At 48.0% G+C, this 16723-nt stretch carries 14 protein-coding genes and 1 tRNA gene; 10 read left to right on the top strand and 5 right to left on the bottom strand.

The genetic code is table 11. The features are described 5' to 3' along the window. Window positions 1–26: 26 nt before the first annotated feature. On the bottom strand, window positions 27–1109 hold the full coding sequence (psbA, locus tag IXB28_RS10260; RefSeq protein WP_215618488.1) for a photosystem II q(b) protein: 1083 nt from the start codon (window positions 1107–1109) through the stop codon (window positions 27–29). Between the two features lie 335 nt (window positions 1110–1444). Here psbA and cofG point away from each other — a divergent pair, with 335 nt between their 5' ends. Beyond that, window positions 1445–2398 (top strand): 7,8-didemethyl-8-hydroxy-5-deazariboflavin synthase subunit CofG, encoded by a 954-nt coding sequence (cofG, locus tag IXB28_RS10255; protein ID WP_215618487.1) that lies wholly within the window; start codon window positions 1445–1447, stop codon window positions 2396–2398. Between the two features lie 23 nt (window positions 2399–2421). On the opposite strand, the gene IXB28_RS10250 is transcribed toward cofG, so the two are convergent. Further along, window positions 2422–3651 carry a type IV pilus twitching motility protein PilT gene (locus IXB28_RS10250; RefSeq protein ID WP_215618486.1) on the bottom strand — a complete coding sequence of 410 codons (1230 nt, stop codon included), beginning with the start codon at window positions 3649–3651 and terminating at the stop codon, window positions 2422–2424. A 324-nt stretch (window positions 3652–3975) separates the two neighbouring features. Between IXB28_RS10250 and rpsB the strand changes: the two genes are divergently transcribed. The 4 genes from rpsB to recG all read left to right on the top strand — a co-directional run bounded on the left by rpsB (window position 3976) and on the right by recG (window position 9718). Then, a complete protein-coding gene (rpsB, locus tag IXB28_RS10245) occupies window positions 3976–4884 on the top strand; it encodes a 30S ribosomal protein S2 (protein WP_215618485.1) in 909 nt (302 codons plus the stop codon). A gap of 152 nt (window positions 4885–5036) precedes the next feature. Next, the gene (gene tsf, locus IXB28_RS10240; RefSeq protein WP_215618484.1) at window positions 5037–5771 is read left to right on the top strand and encodes a translation elongation factor Ts; all 735 of its coding nucleotides are present in this window, start codon (window positions 5037–5039) and stop codon (window positions 5769–5771) included. A gap of 252 nt (window positions 5772–6023) precedes the next feature. After that, window positions 6024–7244, top strand: coding sequence for a hypothetical protein (locus tag IXB28_RS10235; protein WP_215618483.1), 1221 nt, complete (start codon window positions 6024–6026; stop codon window positions 7242–7244). Continuing rightward, window positions 7244–9718: an ATP-dependent DNA helicase RecG gene (gene recG / locus IXB28_RS10230; protein WP_215618482.1), complete on the top strand. Its 2475-nt coding sequence runs from the start codon at window positions 7244–7246 to the stop codon at window positions 9716–9718. Before IXB28_RS10235 ends, recG begins: the two co-directional genes overlap by 1 nt. Window positions 9719–9739: 21 nt before the next feature. Here recG and IXB28_RS10225 read toward each other — a convergent pair whose 3' ends face one another. Further along, the gene (locus IXB28_RS10225; protein WP_215618481.1) at window positions 9740–9949 is read right to left on the bottom strand and encodes a lipopolysaccharide assembly protein LapA domain-containing protein; all 210 of its coding nucleotides are present in this window, start codon (window positions 9947–9949) and stop codon (window positions 9740–9742) included. Between the two features lie 749 nt (window positions 9950–10698). Next, the gene (locus IXB28_RS10220; protein ID WP_215618678.1) at window positions 10699–11604 is read right to left on the bottom strand and encodes an ABC transporter ATP-binding protein; all 906 of its coding nucleotides are present in this window, start codon (window positions 11602–11604) and stop codon (window positions 10699–10701) included. A 127-nt stretch (window positions 11605–11731) separates the two neighbouring features. Here IXB28_RS10220 and IXB28_RS10215 point away from each other — a divergent pair. The 4 genes from IXB28_RS10215 (at window position 11732) to kaiC (ending at window position 15240) form a co-directional block, all read left to right on the top strand. Continuing rightward, window positions 11732–11805 (top strand) — tRNA-Arg (locus IXB28_RS10215). A 312-nt stretch (window positions 11806–12117) separates the two neighbouring features. Continuing rightward, window positions 12118–12972 (top strand): circadian clock protein KaiA, encoded by an 855-nt coding sequence (locus tag IXB28_RS10210; RefSeq protein ID WP_246559732.1) that lies wholly within the window; start codon window positions 12118–12120, stop codon window positions 12970–12972. Between the two features lie 77 nt (window positions 12973–13049). Further along, window positions 13050–13352, top strand: coding sequence for a circadian clock protein KaiB (kaiB, locus tag IXB28_RS10205; RefSeq protein ID WP_215618480.1), 303 nt, complete (start codon window positions 13050–13052; stop codon window positions 13350–13352). Window positions 13353–13683: 331 nt separating this feature from the next. Then, window positions 13684–15240: a circadian clock protein KaiC gene (kaiC, locus tag IXB28_RS10200; RefSeq protein WP_215618479.1), complete on the top strand. Its 1557-nt coding sequence runs from the start codon at window positions 13684–13686 to the stop codon at window positions 15238–15240. Window positions 15241–15255: 15 nt separating this feature from the next. Here the strand turns inward: kaiC and IXB28_RS10195 are convergent, their stop codons facing one another. Continuing rightward, window positions 15256–16005 (bottom strand): hypothetical protein, encoded by a 750-nt coding sequence (locus IXB28_RS10195; RefSeq protein WP_215618478.1) that lies wholly within the window; start codon window positions 16003–16005, stop codon window positions 15256–15258. Between the two features lie 204 nt (window positions 16006–16209). Between IXB28_RS10195 and IXB28_RS10190 the strand changes: the two genes are divergently transcribed. Continuing rightward, window positions 16210–16566, top strand: a complete 357-nt coding sequence (locus IXB28_RS10190; RefSeq protein WP_246559731.1) for a c-type cytochrome — start codon at window positions 16210–16212, stop codon at window positions 16564–16566. Window positions 16567–16723 lie beyond the last annotated feature (157 nt).

Here is a 16723-nt window from a genome sequence, read left to right as displayed (position 1 = left end):
TAAACTAGACTACGCAATCAAGATGACTACGCGTTGATGGAAGGAGCAACCATAGCAACAGGAGCAGCTTCACCAGCAGCCAAGTCTAGGGGGAAGTTGTGAGCGTTACGCTCGTGCATTACTTCCATACCAAGGTTGGCGCGGTTGATAACGTCAGCCCAAGTGCTAACAACACGACCCTGAGAGTCGATGATGGACTGGTTGAAGTTGAAACCGTTTAGGTTGAACGCCATTGTGGAGATACCCAGTGCGGTGAACCAGATACCAACAACGGGCCAAGCACCCAAGAAGAAGTGCAAGGAACGGCTGTTGTTAAAGGAAGCGTACTGGAAGATCAAACGGCCGAAGTAACCGTGAGCGGCAACAATGTTGTAAGTCTCTTCTTCCTGACCAAACTTGTAACCATAGTTCTGGGACTCAACCTCAGTGGTCTCGCGAACCAAGGAGGAAGTTACCAGAGAACCGTGCATAGCGGAGAACAAAGAACCACCAAATACACCAGCAACTCCCATCATGTGGAAGGGGTGCATAAGGATGTTGTGCTCAGCTTGGAAAACAAGCATGAAGTTGAAGGTACCAGAGATACCTAGAGGCATACCATCAGAGAAAGAACCCTGACCGATGGGGTAGATCAAGAATACTGCAGTTGCAGCTGCTACAGGAGCAGAGTAAGCAACACAGATCCAAGGACGCATACCCAAGCGGTAGGAAAGTTCCCACTCACGACCCATGTAGCAGAAAACGCCAATGAGGAAGTGGAAAATTACCAACTGGTAAGGGCCACCGTTGTACAACCACTCATCTAGAGAAGCAGCTTCCCAGATGGGGTAGAAGTGCAGACCGATAGCGTTGGAGGAAGGAATAACAGCACCAGAAATGATGTTGTTACCTAGGATAAGAGAACCGGCAACGGGCTCACGGATACCGTCGATGTCAACGGGAGGAGCAGCGACGAAGGCGATTACGAAGCAAGCAGTAGCAGCTAGCAGAGTGGGGATCATTAGCACGCCGAACCAACCTACGTATAGGCGGTTTTCAGTGCTAGTTACCCACTGGCAGAACTGCTCCCACAGGTTAGCGCTTTGGCGCTGCTGTAGAGTAGTCGTCATGATTTATGAATCCTATGAATATTGTCGAGGTACGACAGTAGGTGATTACCTACTTGTATCTATCTTAGAATAAATAACTACTTTTGTAAACTTTTTAATACGCGTAGAATTTTAGGCCAAATGATTGCCCATGTTCTTTGAGTAGTACGTGATGCTACCCTTGTGTCGCTGAAACTACCTATTTACAGTCTTTTTTTGGTTTCGCTGTGTCGGTTGTCAGCGTGTCTTGGTTGTCTTTTTGTCGTGTTATTACTGTTTAGGCCTATTGAAATTCCTATTTTTCGTATGAGTGGTTGCTCACTTTTTTGTAAAAATAATTAGCTGCTTTGGGTAATTTGGTTTCCCGCATAACGTATAGTCCCGCCTATACATTGGTGCCTACTTACGAGTGCTTCAATCACTGTAGTTACTGCAATTTCAGGGTGTCGCCTGGGCAGGATAGTTGGCTTAGTCTGGCGTCGGCTAAAGCGATTCTTGATAAAGTTGAGGCGATCGAAATTCTGATCCTGAGTGGGGAGGTGCATCCACGGAGTTCAAGGCGTTCAAGCTGGCTGGAGAGGATTGAGCAGCTGTGTGTGATGGCCTTAGAGTCGGGGTTTTTGCCCCACACTAATGTGGGGCCATTAAGTTTGCAGGAAATGCAAAGTCTTAAATTGGTTAATGTTTCGATGGGGTTAATGCTGGAGCAGCTAACTCCAAGTTTGTTGAAAACGGTGCATCGCCATGCTCCAAGCAAGTTACCAGCGGTGAGATTGCAGCAGTTGACTTGGGCCGGTCAGCTCAGAATTCCTTTTACAACTGGTTTGCTTTTGGGGATAGGTGAGACTAGGGCTGACTGGGATGCGTCTTTGCGGGCGATCGCAACGTTGCATCGACGCTATGGTCATATTCAAGAGGTGATTTTGCAGCCGCATCAACCTGGGGCGTCTCAACAGTTGGCCGGTCAGCCCTGTGACGATGCTATGTTGATTGCCGCAGTAAAATGCGCCAGAGCTCTTTTGCCTGAAGATATTGCGATTCAAATTCCTCCCAATTTGGTCAGCTCTCCGGACACGATCTTGGCTTGTATCGAGGCTGGTGTTTCTGATTTAGGGGGTATTGGTCCTTTAGATGAAGTGAACCCCACTTATCCCCATCAGAGATTGGGGGAATTGTCTGATTTGCTGCTGGCCCATGGCTACAGCTTGAAACCCAGATTGCCCATTTATCCTCAATACGATCATTGGCTGCCATTAGCATTGCAAAATAAAATCCAGCCCTGGCGAGCAAGGCTGGATGGCAAATTTTAGCTGAATTACTACTGGGCGATGCTTTAAATTCGCCCTCGTAGCATTTGCGCCATTTCATTTTGACGAGGTGACATCTCTAGGGCTGTTTCCTCGGTAATCCGACCGGATTCATAGAGTGAGTAAAGGGATTGGTTCATGTTACACATGCCGTCAAAGCCGCATTTTGGCAGCAGTGCTTCCACTTCATCGAGTTGACCCCGTTGGATGTAGTCCTTAATGGCATCGGTATTGATCAAGATTTCGTGGAATGCGGCCCGTTTTCCATCAGTGGTGCGGCATAGCCCCTGGGCTACGACAGCTACTAAGGATTCAGCAATGGACACTCGAACGGCACTTTGCTGCTCGGGTTCATACATACCTAGGACACGTTCCACTGTTTTAACGGCGCTGTTGGTATGGAGTGTGCCAAAGACGAGGTGTCCGGTTTGTGCTGCCTTCAGGGCGATGTCAACGGTTTCGCGATCGCGAATTTCACCCACTAAAATCACATCAGGATCTTCCCGCAGAGATGCCTTAAGCGCATTCTTAAACTCCATGGTGTGAATGCCAACTTCTCGCTGCTTGATCAAAGACATGCGGCTGGTGTGCACAAATTCCACCGGGTCTTCAATGGTAATGATGTGCTTGGGCATGTCGGTATTAATGTAGTCAATCATCGCGGCCAGCGATGTGGACTTACCAGAGCCCGTGGGGCCTGTTACCAGCACCAGACCTTTGTGATAGTGACAAATGTCTTTCAGCACCACCGGCAAGTTCAACTGATCAATCGTCAAAATCTTGACTGGAATCAGACGCATGACCATTGCAGGGCCGCGCAGAGTATTGAAGATATTGATCCGCACGCGGGTGAAGTCAAAATGGGCCGCCCCATCAAAATCCATCGTCTGTTTAAAGTCTTGGATTTGATCCGGCTTTAGGATTTCAGCCAGCCAGCTATAAAACGTAGCCTCATCTGTTTCTGGGTAGTCCGTAGAGTCAATTTCACCACGGTTACGAAAACGAGGTACTTCGCCCACACCCAAGTGAATATCAGAAAATCCTTTATCGAAGGCTTCACGAACAAGCCGCTCAAGGGTCAGGCCACTACCAACGCGAACACCGCCTGCAGACTTTGGCATGGGAGGCGGTGCCGCCGCACGGGAGCCACCTGCACGGGCCGCCGCCATTCCGGGGGGTGGCGGTGGTGGTGCTGAACGCTTGGGGGGTGGCGGTGGAGCGGATGGCATGGGAGCGGGGCGTTGTGAATCAGTCATAAGCACCAAAAGCCTTCATTTCACGACGGACAGCATCAAAGGAGACAAGCCTATGCCTTTGAAGATTGAAGATCAAACACACGTCATCGGTCATTCAAAGCCTACCCAAAATCGCAACCGTAGGTAGCAAATTCGTACCCTTGACCAGAACCATTGGTATTACTCAAAAAGCTCAGGCACGTCCTGTGTTACCCTAGTTTAGCTTTGAAAAATTCACACACTTGGTTATTTCGGGTGTTGCAGCAAATTTAAGGGGGCTTTCGTTCTTTGTTAAATTGCTGGAATGCACACCAGGTGGAGGTTTAACCCGAAAGGAGAAAAAAAATGCCTGTTGTAACGTTGGCTCAATTGCTTGAGTCCGGGGTTCACTTTGGTCACCAGACCCGCCGTTGGAACCCCAAAATGGATCAATATATTTTCACCGCGCGTAACGGTGTTCATATTATTGACTTAGTTCAGACCGCTCAGCTGCTCGATAACGCCTACTCATTTGTGCGGAGCTCAGCGGAAAGGGGTCAAAAGTTTCTGTTTGTTGGCACCAAGCGTCAGGCCGCTGGCATTGTGGCTGAAGAAGCTCAGCGTTGTGGTTCTTACTACATTAACCAGCGATGGTTGGGTGGTATGCTCACCAACTGGTCGACCATTAAGACTCGAGTTGAGCGCTTGAAAGAGCTAGAACGTATGCAGGAAACTGGTGCGCTAGCCTTGCGGCCTAAGAAAGAGGCTGCGGTTCTACGTCGTGAGTTAGAGAAACTGCAGAAGTATTTGGGCGGCATCAAGTTGATGCGTCGATTGCCAGATGTGGTCATCATGGTTGACATCAAGCGTGAGTATAACGCTGTTCAAGAATGTCAAAAGCTTGGCATTCCCATCGTTTCACTCTTGGATACTAACTGTGATCCTGACGTCGTCGATATTCCTATTCCTGGTAATGACGATGCTATTCGTTCAATCAAGCTGATTTTAGGTAGTCTTGCGAACGCCATCTACGAGGGAGCCCACGGCCAGCCTCGCCAAGATGAAAGTGGTGAAGGCGGCGATATTTATGCCGACTATCCAAGTGCTGAAGAAGACTATGATTATGAGCAACCGTCTGCTGGTGAAGCACCTGCGGCGGATGAAGTACCTGCGGCGGATGAAGCACCTGCAGCGGATGAAGCACCTGCAGCGGATGCAGTGCCTGCAGCGGATGAAACACCTGTGGCAAGTGCCGATTCTGTGGCAGAAGGTTAATTAGGTCCAACGTTAACCTCGATTCTCGCACCCTTGCAGCTGATGTCCAACCGGGCTCAGCTGCTGATGTGTTAAGTCGTAGCTAGTTTCTGATGAAGCCAGTTATGTAAGGTCTGTTGACGCAATTTATAACGTTAGTGTAGGAGGAAATAATGGCAGGTATTTCTGCAAAGCAAGTAAAAGAGCTGCGTGATACTACTGGCGCAGGCATGATGGATTGTAAGAAAGCCCTGCAGGAGTCTGATGGCGATCTGCAAAAGGCTGTTGAATGGTTGCGGCAAAAAGGGATTACCTCAGCTGCCAAGAAAGAAGGTCGGGTTGCTGCAGAGGGTCTAGTCGCCAGCTATATCCACACCGGTGGTCGTGTGGGTGTGCTGGTTGAAGTTAACTGCGAGACTGACTTTGTAGCGCGTCGCGACGAGTTTCAAACGTTGGCCCGTGATATTGCCATGCAGATTGCCGCTTGTCCTAATGTGACGGTGGTTAAAACTAGCGACATTCCGGAAGCAGACATTGCCCGCGAGCGAGAAATTGAGATGGGGCGTGAAGATTTGGCTAAAAAGCCTGAGAATATTCGCGCCAAGATTGTTGATGGCCGCATTGAGAAGGGCCTCAAAGAAAAGTCTTTGATGGATCAGCCCTTCATCAAAGATCAGAATGTGACCATTGAAGAGCTGATCAAGCAGACTGTTGCAACTTTGGGTGAAAATATTCAAGTTCGCCGTTTTTCTCGCTTTACTTTGGGTGAAGGCATTGAAAAGAAAGAGGAAAACTTTGCAGAAGAGGTAGCTGCTCAAACTGGTAAAAAGAAAGCAGAAGCGCCTGCTGAAGAGAAAAAGTCCGCTCCTGCGTCTGATAAGAAAAAAGGCAAAAAGAAAAAGAAGTAGATTTTCTTCGTCTTTGATCGCATTTGACGTCTTTAATTTCCATGGGGCAGGCCTGCTATAGTTCCTGCCCTATTTTTATGGGCTGATTTTGCCGAGCGTTCACGTGGGTTCAGTTTGCCTTAAGAGTTTTTGTTAATTGGTTGTACCCTGTCCTCTGGAGTCTAGACTTTCGCTATAGTTTTTATACTGGGATTTACGGTGCCGTATTCTGGTTCTGTTGTTACATTATTGCTTTGTTAAACATCTCTGCCCATGGGTAATGCAAGTGGTCATATTGAACAGCAGCTTTCTAAACTTCAAACGCAAACTGCTGATATTGCCACTGAATTGGAATCCTTGGTGGATAGCTATTTACAGATTCTGAGTCAAGCTAGTAAACGACAGCTGGTTTTGGCGGCCTATCATGTGTGTACCCAAATTTATCCAGAGCGTTTTTTGGATTTGAGTTTGTCGCAGCGGGACCGATTGCAGCAGCGCTTACGTGAATTGGGTAATAGTATTCAGTCTCAGTTTGAGGAAAAATGGCAAACGGCTAAGAAATTAAGTTTGCGTCCGGCGGAAGAGGATGGTTTGGCCGTTATTCGACAGTTGTTTTTAGAGGCTGCATCCCTGCGGGATCGCTCAGGGGGGGCTGATGATGCTGAGCGTAAGTCGGATAATAGCAGCGATGAATTATCGGATGAGGCTCCATTGGAGGAGCAGACCTCAGCGGATGAGGGGGCTGCTGCGGATACATCCCAAGAGGAACAACTGCTGGCTGAAATTCGCACCTTGGTGATTGGTGGCGAGGAGTTGGATGCGGTATCCATGGCTGAAGATGCTGAAGAGGAGCCCCTGGATAGTGGATCGATGCAACCTGCTCAGTTAATGCGGCGGCAAATTTTAATTGAAAAGGCTATTCGTGATGTTCTAAAAGCGATATCGGAACAGGCTAATGAGGTTTTGCAGGCTGCCCATGTGATGCCAGAAATGCCGCAGGCTCTTTTGAATGCTGCGTCAGAATCGGAGCGGCTAGGCCATATTCCGATGAAGACTCCTAATTTAGTCAAGTTGGCCATCAAAATTGTGCATGAGCCTGGCAAGGGGCGGTTGGACGATGATGACGAGCAGATGACCGATGACGAAGAGAATGGTGAGGAATCTGAACAGTGGTCGGAGGAGGCTGAGATTACAGCTGCGATTATTACGGGGGATGATAGTGCGGGGGATGACGAGGCGGACAGGGTTAGCGATGACGGGGCAGGACCGATGCCGCGTCTTTTGCAGTTGGAGTCGTTGCCTAATTTTGTCATGATTCATTTGCGACTCTCGGAAATTGAGTTTGCTGAGGCCAATGTGGCGGTTTGGCGAAATCGTATTCGTAAAAAAATGGCCCATTTGAAGCGTGTGGGCCACGCGTATAAATCGGCGGAAAAACAGCTTGCGATCGCTCAAGCTGAAGATGCCTGGAGATCGAGCTGGACCAACGACTAATGGCCGAACTGCCCGACTGGATTCGCCTACAAAAGGCCCTGAGTGTTGAGGCGGAAACCGGATTTAATGACCTGCAGGGACACCACAAGCGGTTTAGTGAATTTCTCCGTGATAGTTTGCGTCACGCGCCGCCCTACTCCACGCCCATGGAGCAAGATCGATGGCGTACATTGTCGGAAGATTTTGATAAATATAGTGCGCTGACCTTTGCCCAGCGACAGCACCTGGTGGCCAATACCCGTCGATTCTTGCAAGAGAGTCGTCAAATTAGTGAGCGGCCTCAGGTGGCGGAGGCCACCAAATCGCCTGTCGTTGCCAAATCGAAACGGCCTAAAACCAAGTCTTTGCAGGCTACCGGGGGGCTACGCTCAAAGCATCCTTTGGAGCAATCCATCACCTACCTCAAGGGCATTGGGCCTAAAAATGGTGAACGCCTTGCCAAACTAGGTTTATTGACGGTGCGGGATGTGCTCTTCTACTACCCGCGCGATTATCTAGACTATGCTCGCCAGGTTAAAATTCGCGATCTTAAACCCGGTGAAACCGTCACCATTGTGGGAACGGTACGGCGTTGCAATTGTTTCAATAGTCCGCGTAATGCCAAGCTGAGTATCTTTGAGCTCAGCCTCTATGACGGTACCGGCACCTTAAAAATTGGGCGTTTTTTTGCAGGCGCTAGGTTTCGCAACCGTGGTTGGCAAGAGCGGCAAAAGCGTATGTACCCCATGGGGTCTACGGTCGCGGCCTCCGGCCTGGTCAAAAAAGGAAAATATGGCATTACCTTAGATGACCCAGACTTAGAAGTTTTGGGGGATGCTCAAGAGGAAATCGATTCTGACACCGTGGGGCGTGTGGTGCCGGTTTACCCGCTGACTGATGGTGTGCCAGCGTCCCTTGTGCGCAAAGCCGTGGTGGCGGCTTTACCTGCTGCGGTGGAAATTCGCGATCCGTTCCCCACTGCACTACGGGAGCACCATGGGTTGGTACAGTTGCCGGTGGCCATTGCCCACATTCACTTTCCCCCAGACAATGACGCCCTCTCCTTAGCCCGTCGGCGTTTGGTGTTTGATGAGTTTTTCTATTTGCAATTGGGGCTGTTGTCTAGGCGCAAACAGCAGCAGGCTCAAACTCAAATTCGCATGGCGCCCACCGGGGAGCTGATTGATCAGTTTTATGAGGTGTTGCCGTTTCAGCTGACTGGAGCTCAAGGGCGAGTGGTGCAGGAGATTTTGGTTGATCTGCAGGAAACCATCCCTATGAATCGGTTGGTGCAGGGGGATGTGGGGTCTGGAAAAACGGTGGTGGCTGTGGTGGCAATTTTGGCGGCTATTCAGGCTGGGTATCAGGCTGCTTTGATGGCCCCCACTGAAGTGCTAGCGGAGCAACACTATCGAAAATTGGTGGGTTGGTTTAATCTTTTGCATTTGCCAGTAGAACTGCTAACGGGATCTACTAAGACGGCCAAACGGCGGGAAATTCATTCCCAGTTAGAGACGGGAGAATTACCAGTTTTGGTGGGCACCCACGCTTTAATTGAAGACCCGGTCCAATTTAATCGGTTAGGGTTGGTCACCATTGACGAGCAACATCGGTTTGGGGTGGCGCAGCGTGCCAAACTCCAGCGCAAAGGCGACAATCCCCATGTGCTGACCCTAACGGCTACCCCCATACCCCGGACACTGGCCCTCACCCTCCATGGTGATTTGGATGTGAGTCAGATCGATGAGTTGCCGCCGGGGCGAAAACCGATTCAGACGACGTTATTGAGTGGTCGCGATCGCAACCATGCCTACGATTTGATCCGTCGCGAAATTGCCCAGGGTCGCCAGATATATATTGTGTTGCCCCTGGTGGATGAATCGGAAAAGCTAGATCTGCGGTCTGCCATTGAGGAACATCAGCGCCTGAGTGAGGTGGTTTTTCCTGAGTTTAAGGTGGGACTACTCCATGGTCGTTTGAGTTCTGCCGACAAGGATGCGGCCATCACAGCATTCCGCGATCGTCATACGCAAATTTTAGTTTCTACGACTGTGGTGGAAGTGGGGGTAGACGTGCCCAATGCCAGTGTCATGCTCATTGAACATGCTGAACGATTTGGCCTATCTCAGCTCCATCAGTTGCGTGGTCGAGTGGGGCGAGGGGCCGACCAGTCCTATTGTTTATTGATGAGTAGCAGTAAGAGTGACACTGCGTTGCAGCGTCTGCGGGTATTGGAACAGTCTCAAGATGGCTTTTTTATTGCTGAAATGGACCTGCGGTTTCGAGGACCGGGCCAGGTGCTGGGGACTCGTCAATCGGGATTACCGGATTTTGCGTTGGCCAGTCTGGTGAATGATCAAGATGTGCTGGAGCTAGCCCGTGGTGCGGCAGAGGAACTGATTTTGCAAGATTCTACGTTAGAGCTGTGGCCCTTGATCAAACAGGAACTGAACCGCCGTTACGAAAAACTGATGGGGGGCGCTATTTTTACCTGATGGTTGTTTAGATATGGGCCATTAACGCGACTTGATGCCCGACAGGCTCAATAAGCTTGCCATGCCTACCATGCCTATGGCTAATCCAAAGCCCAGCCATAGGCCAAAGGGTAGGGCAACTGAGCGGAACATTAGAAAGTTGAGCGAGACGGGGTCTGCATTTTGCACTGATAGGATTGCGATCGCAGTGACTAAACATGCAGGCAGCAGTACTAGCAAAAATTTATTCATAGCTCTAGGTCCATTCATCTTATGGTGTCTCCACCTGGGGCCAAGCGTTGGCAGTGTTGTGGTGATGCCATCTTATCGTTGCTGATGGTCAGGTTTAAGATTCCATCGTAGCCGCCGTGTGTCCTTTAAAACACTGAAGCCCCCACCATTGGTAGAGGCTTCAGCGTTTTAGGTTTTCAGTATATAAGGATCCGTTTAGGATAACGGTCAAAAACTTCTGTCAGGAAGTTTCAACCAATAGTTAGGTTTCTGTATACGTAGTTCGTATCACTACAACTAACTTAACCTGTGATCTTTAGTAATGTCTGTAAAGCCTAGATAAGTGTATTTAAAGAACCTTTAAAGGGATGTGTTGTCGCTCACATTTATAGCTTTGGTAGGCCGATGGGCGGCATCCCACCAAAACAAAGACCCTTTGCACAAAAGGCTCTTTGTAAACAGGTCCTTGGTGAAAAGGCCCTTGGTGAAAAGGGCCCTTTGCACAAAGGACCTTTGCCCGTAAGCAAAAGCCCTTTGTAAAATAGATAGTTCTGTATAGGGGGAACTGCTAAAAAGTCAGTCAGATAGAAAGTTAATGCTGCTATTGCAGCGGGTATATAAGTTCTGTCGAACTAGTCCACCCTACCGCTCACAATGTGAGTGTGCCCATAAACTCCGAGTAAATTTCAGTGAATCTGGGCTAAAGGTGACCGTGTAATTGCGTGAGTTTTGCCCGTGCTTGCTACAACCCTAGGGTTACAAAAACTTCCTTATTTTGGTGTGGATGCTGCTCGGGTGACCTCTAGGTAGATGTGTTCTAGGGTCAGTGGGCTGCGGGCAATGGAATCTAAGGTAATGCCATCAAATTTAGCTAGCAGGTCTGGCAGTTCTAATTTTTCGGGTATCCAAAAGGTGAGGCGGGTATCGTAGCGCCGCATAGTAAAGCCATGGGCCCGTGCTCGGGCAATGGCCGCGGCTTCATCCGGTGTTTCTATGGTGACGACTTCTTGGGCCGGCATGCGATGACGAAGGGTTTCTAGGCTGCCTTGCATCAGCAGATGTCCTTGCTTGAGAAAACCGATGCGATCGCATAATCGCTCTGCTTCATCCAACAAATGGGTCGTGAGTAAAACAGCCACCCTATCCTGTTTCAGCTGACGGATGAGGTCCCACACGCCATAACGAGCCTCAATATCTAGCCCCGTGGTTGGTTCGTCTAAAACCACTAGCTTAGGCTCATGGACAATAGCCACCGCTAGGCTTAGTCTGCGTTGCATACCACCGCTTAATGCCCCGACAACACTATCGGCACGGTTTTCTAATTGCACTGACTGCAGACACCTCTGTATACGTCGGTTGCGCTCAGACCCTGATAGGCCATAAATTTTCGCAAAAAAAACTAAATTCTCTCGACAGGTCAGACTTTGGTAAAGCAAATTTTGCTGCGGCATCACCCCCAAATAAGGTTTTGTGGCGTCTGAAACAGGGGTCCCAGCTAGGCTTACCTCGCCCTCGTCGGGGAATAATAGTCCACTCAATAAATTAATGGTGGTCGTTTTCCCTGCCCCATTGGGGCCCAAAAGGCCATAAATCTCCCCTGGTGATACCGTGAGATTTAAATCCGTTAATGCCTGTCGCTGACCAAAGGTTTTCGATAAGTTTTGGATATCAAGCACGTAGCTCGTATTGTGCAGCCTCATGAGAGTAGGGTATCGGTCACTTTTAAGTAAAGGTCCTAAGACAGATACCAACACAAGTGCTACTATTAAGCACGGTCCCTGGCTTAACTTAGGTCGGATTCCAGGGCATGTAGCTCAGTTGGATAGAGCACCAGATTCCGGTTCTGGCGGTCGGGGGTTCGAATCCCTCCATGCTCGTTTAATTAATATCACTACTTTTTAAAGAGTGTGTACAACCTGACACCTTAGGTACGTTGTGTTTGTTTAGGTCGTACACAAATAAAAAATACTTAAGTTTGCTATAGCATTGACCCTAACCCTATATCCTTAGGGAACTCGACTATTGGTGTTGTCATTGGGCATTATTGTTCAAGCCATTCAAAGTTTTGGTCAACTACGAATATCGACTGTACAAGTACTGAAATTAGGGGAGTTGCTTACATCTACTACGGGAAATATTGTTAAATAAATGTAATAAATAGTTAACATTGCGTCACATCTGCTTAACCCTTGGCTGCACGCTTCCTAGTTGGAATTTATACTGCTCAAGCCTCTATGGCTGAGCTACTGAAAAAAACGCTTGCCCACAGTCCCTTTGCCATTAGTTGGAGTAAAACACAAACAGAGTTTGTGCAATGGACCATTAGCAATCGTCATCGAATCGATTGTTTAGTTGTTCAACCTGCTCCTGATGGATGGGGTTTTTTGCATGAGTTGTGGGAGCGAGATATTTTGCTGCCAATTTTGGTTATTACTGAGCAAGAGGCTGTTGTTTCGCAAGCTGATTATCATGACGCTGTGATTATGGCCGCGCCCGATCAGTTGGATTCTATCGAGAGTCAAGTTAGAGAAGCTATTGATCGCTTTCTACAGCTCCCCGCCAATCAAAATGCTTTGAATGAAAATGAAAATGCAGCGGCAGAAGAAACGCGCGATAATCGCCTGTTCTTGCTCAGCCTTCAGCAACAACGTTTAACTGAGAAATTGCAAGAGCGTTTGGGATATTTGGGCGTTTACTACAAACGCAATTCCCAAAACTTTGTTCGCAATATGACTTTGGAAGAGCGCCATGAATTTTTAGATCAGCTTCGCCAAGACTATCGTCAAATCATTTTGAGCTATTTCTCATCGGACGATAAAAGTCTGAATCAACGAATTGATGATTATGTCAATTTGGCGTTTTTTGCAGATGTATCAATCTCTAAGGTTGTTGAGATTCATATGGAACTTATGGATCATTTTTCCAAACAGCTGCATATGGAAGGTAGAAGTGAAGAAATTCTACTGGATTACCGTTTAACGTTAATTGACGTATTGGCTCATTTATGTGAAATGTACCGACGTTCTATTCCTCGTGAAATCTAGCCTCAACTTTACACCCTTCCCGTGTATGTCTGTGGGCAATGATGCTCCACATCCACTATGTCTTCGGGAGTCTTCTAATGGCCTATAAAAAAACCTACATTTTAAAACTGTACGTTGCTGGTAACACCCCTAACTCTACACGGGCATTAAAAATGCTCAATACGATATTGGAAGAAGAGTTTCAAGGTGTTTATGCACTTAAGGTTATTGACGTTTTGCAAAATCCACAGCTAGCTGAAGAAGATAAAATACTGGCGACCCCGACATTAGCTAAAATTTTGCCCCCTCCTGTGCGTAAAATTATTGGCGATTTGTCCGATCGTGAGCGAGTTCTGATTGGTTTGGACTTGCTGTATGACGAGCTCAGGGAGGATGAGTAGGCGATCGCTGTTTGGAGAGCTGCAATCGCCTCAGCGCCATATTTAAGTTGAATTGACTTTAATTAATATTGAGAGTCAATACCTTTAAATCCTTTGCAATGGAGAATTGATTATGCAAGGCTTGAATTAGGTATTTTCCACGACTTAATTCTTATTTCTGATAGCTGTCTCTGATATTCGACTGTTTGAGCATTTGTGATTTTAGGCTGGGTTAAAGTTCTGTTTTCCACAGAATTAGCAGTAATGCTTGCCCTTGAAAGCTTAACCTGTTGAAATATTACTAATGCACTTTTCTCTGACAATATTTTTTAACAGGTCAATTTACTAAATCATGACTCAGTCTTCTCAAGGTGAGGTCCCCTCGAATAGTACCTTGGCGGGTGTCAAAAAAATTCGCACCATGATCGAAGGCTTTGACGATATCAGTCATGGTGGTTTGCCTTCTGGTCGCGCGACTTTGGTTAGTGGCACCTCAGGAACTGGTAAGACGTTGATGGCCGTTCAGTTTCTATATAACGGCATTACTGATTTTGACGAGCCAGGGGTATTTGTCACCTTTGAGGAATCGCCAGCTGATATTATCCAAAACGCCTGCAGCTTCGGGTGGGACTTACAGCAGCTGATCAATGATGGCAAGCTATTTATTCTTGACGCATCTCCTGATCCTGAAGGACAGGAAATCGTTGGAAACTTTGACCTTTCTGCCTTAATTGAGCGTATTCAATACGCCGTTAGAAAATATAAGGCCAAGCGCGTATCCATTGATTCGGTGACTGCTGTGTTTCAGCAGTACGATGCGGCTCAAGTGGTCCGACGAGAAATATTCCGCTTAGTCGCTCGCCTGAAACAAATGGGGGTAACGACGCTCATGTCCACTGAGCGGGTGGATGAATACGGTCCAGTTGCCCGCTTTGGTGTTGAGGAATTTGTGTCTGACAATGTGGTGATTGTGCGTAACGTCTTAGAAGGAGAACGCCGTCGTCGTACCATTGAAATCCTCAAGCTACGGGGTACGACCCACATGAAGGGAGAATATCCCTTCACGATTACGAATAATGGCATTAATATCTTCCCCCTAGGGGCAATGCGCTTGACCCAGCGGTCTTCGAATGTGCGTGTTTCGTCTGGTGTAGAGGCTTTAGATGAAATGTGTGGGGGCGGCTTCTTTAAGGATTCGATTATTCTGGCTACGGGGGCAACCGGCACCGGCAAAACTCTGTTAGTGAGTAAGTTTATTGAGAACGGTTGTAAGGCTAACGAACGAGCTATTTTGTTTGCCTACGAGGAGTCTCGGGCACAGTTGTCTCGAAATGCCTATTCCTGGGGAATTGATTTCGAAGAACTAGAGCGTGCAGGGCTGCTAAAAATTATTTGTGCTTATCCTGAATCCGCTGGTTTAGAAGACCATTTACAGATTATTAAATCTGAAATTGCTACCTTTAAGCCTTCTCGCATTGCCATTGATTCATTGTCTGCGTTAGATCGGGGGGTGAGTAATAATTCCTTCCGGCAGTTTGTGATTGGCGTAACTGGCTATGCCAAGCAGGAAGAAATTACCGGCTTTTTTACGAACACGACTGAGCAATTTATGGGGTCCCACTCCATTACGGACTCCCATATTTCCACGATTACGGACACGATTTTAATGTTGCAGTACGTGGAAATTCGAGGTCAGATGTCGCGGGCATTAAATGTCTTTAAAATGCGGGGATCTTGGCATGACAAGGCTATTCGCGAATATACCATTAGTGCCAATGGTCCAGAAATTAAAGACTCTTTCCGTAACTTAGAGCGTATTATTAGTGGCTCGCCCACTCGGGTTTCTGTGGATGAAAAGAGTGAGTTGTCACGCATTATGAAGGGCGTTCAGCCTAATGATTTGGAGTAGGCTGGCTTCTCCGTTTTAGGGAGTATTGCCGGTTAGTACGAGTGTTTGGTCCATAATTTGTATGTTTTCGAGGTTGATACCTCGTTTGAGAATAGCGGCATTGAGTCGCTGTTCGATGTCTGACTGTGAGATCCCTAGGTGCTCTGATACATCTGTCATGGGCAGGGTCAACTGGCCCAACTTGATGTTTAGATCCTGCAGGCTGATTTGGTCATCTTGAATTTCGGGGGAAGCGATAATTCCCAGGTAGATGTCGCGATTGCCCAGCATTGGGACTGTAGTTAGGAGCTGGGTTAAGCCCGTTTTGATGTCGGTTGGGAGTCCGTCTAGAGGGATCTCTGATAGGTTGACGACGGCTCCTGTTTCGATGCGATCGCTTTCAAGTTTGGTGCTAAAAGAACGAGCATGGGCTAATACTTTAGCTGTGTGCTCTTGACTTAAAAGGGCTTCACTAACGAGCTGGTTAAGTTCCGATTCATCCAAAACAAGGGTTTGCACGCCGTGTGCGGTGGTGACATTCGACAGAGTTGCCTCTATGGAGTTGCCCTCCAGAGCTTTTTTTGAGGGTGCTGCTGTTTCGGGCGCTTGCTGGAGGGGGTCTGGAGACTGAGGTCTAGGGTGTGGCGCTGCTGCTGCCGGTGTCTCAGAAATCTCATCTGGGGCAGTGAAGCTGAGTTGTTCTATGCTGTTCCAGCCGTAGGCAAAGCTGCCTCCAGCGACTGCTGAGAGGACAACTAAGCTTACGAGTAACGGTCCTTTTTGCATGGTGCTATGGTTGCCTGCCCTAAGATCTTTCAAAGTTTAGCTTCTCTATCCGTGGATAAGTCTTCTCTTAATTTCTATTCAGACAATTTTTTAAAGGCACTACCATGGGACAATCTGCTATCTACCTGGCAAATGATCTGGCCGGGGTGGGAGAAGGTTTCTTGACTCACAGTGGGTGGTTGAATGTTGCCAAAAGTACGTAGGATGCGATTATTGTTACCAATGGTGAAGGGGCTAATCGTTAGCTTCTTCCTGGTCAGTTTCTGGCTGTTTGTTCCGTCGGCTTGGGCCGATCAGGGTTCCTCTTCGGCTGCGTTGTTTGATGTGCATTGTGCAGGCTGTCATCCAAATGGGGCCAACATTATTCGCCGGGGTAAAAGTCTGAAACAGCGAGCCTTAAAACGTCATGGCTATGGGTCTGCAGAGGCAATTGCCACATTGATTACCAATGGGAAAGGGTTGATGAGTGCCTATGGCGATCAGCTGACAGAACAGGAAATTCGTTCCTTGGCTAATTATGTGGTCGAACAAGCTGAAATTGATTGGCGTGGTGACCAGTAGTCGTGGATGGCCTGATGGTTTTTGCTTGGGGTAAGTGGTTGAGTCTAGGGACCTAGTTATCAACTACTGTTCATTTACAACGGTTCCAGTAGTCAGTAATGCTATTCTTTTGTCATTTCTTATGTAGAGGATAAAGCGAACTGTATACATACTCGAT

Origin of the sequence: Leptothoe kymatousa TAU-MAC 1615, assembly GCF_018739865.1 — a bacterium.
Classification (GTDB): domain Bacteria; phylum Cyanobacteriota; class Cyanobacteriia; order Phormidesmidales; family Phormidesmidaceae; genus Leptothoe; species Leptothoe kymatousa.
This window is presented reverse-complemented; position numbering and strand designations above follow the sequence as displayed.

What these genes read in the sequence shown, in the direction of transcription:
- psbA (WP_215618488.1), bottom strand. Translation starts at nt 1,109, where the DNA reads ATGACGACTACTCTACAGCAGCGCCAAAGCGCTAACCTGTGGGAGCAG.
- IXB28_RS10250 (WP_215618486.1), bottom strand. Translation starts at nt 3,651, where the DNA reads ATGACTGATTCACAACGCCCCGCTCCCATGCCATCCGCTCCACCGCCA.
- rpsB (WP_215618485.1), top strand. Translation starts at nt 3,976, where the DNA reads ATGCCTGTTGTAACGTTGGCTCAATTGCTTGAGTCCGGGGTTCACTTT.
- tsf (WP_215618484.1), top strand. Translation starts at nt 5,037, where the DNA reads ATGGCAGGTATTTCTGCAAAGCAAGTAAAAGAGCTGCGTGATACTACT.
- IXB28_RS10235 (WP_215618483.1), top strand. Translation starts at nt 6,024, where the DNA reads ATGGGTAATGCAAGTGGTCATATTGAACAGCAGCTTTCTAAACTTCAA.
- recG (WP_215618482.1), top strand. Translation starts at nt 7,244, where the DNA reads ATGGCCGAACTGCCCGACTGGATTCGCCTACAAAAGGCCCTGAGTGTT.
- IXB28_RS10225 (WP_215618481.1), bottom strand. Translation starts at nt 9,949, where the DNA reads ATGAATAAATTTTTGCTAGTACTGCTGCCTGCATGTTTAGTCACTGCG.
- kaiB (WP_215618480.1), top strand. Translation starts at nt 13,050, where the DNA reads ATGGCCTATAAAAAAACCTACATTTTAAAACTGTACGTTGCTGGTAAC.
- kaiC (WP_215618479.1), top strand. Translation starts at nt 13,684, where the DNA reads ATGACTCAGTCTTCTCAAGGTGAGGTCCCCTCGAATAGTACCTTGGCG.
- IXB28_RS10195 (WP_215618478.1), bottom strand. Translation starts at nt 16,005, where the DNA reads ATGCAAAAAGGACCGTTACTCGTAAGCTTAGTTGTCCTCTCAGCAGTC.
- IXB28_RS10190 (WP_246559731.1), top strand. Translation starts at nt 16,210, where the DNA reads ATGCGATTATTGTTACCAATGGTGAAGGGGCTAATCGTTAGCTTCTTC.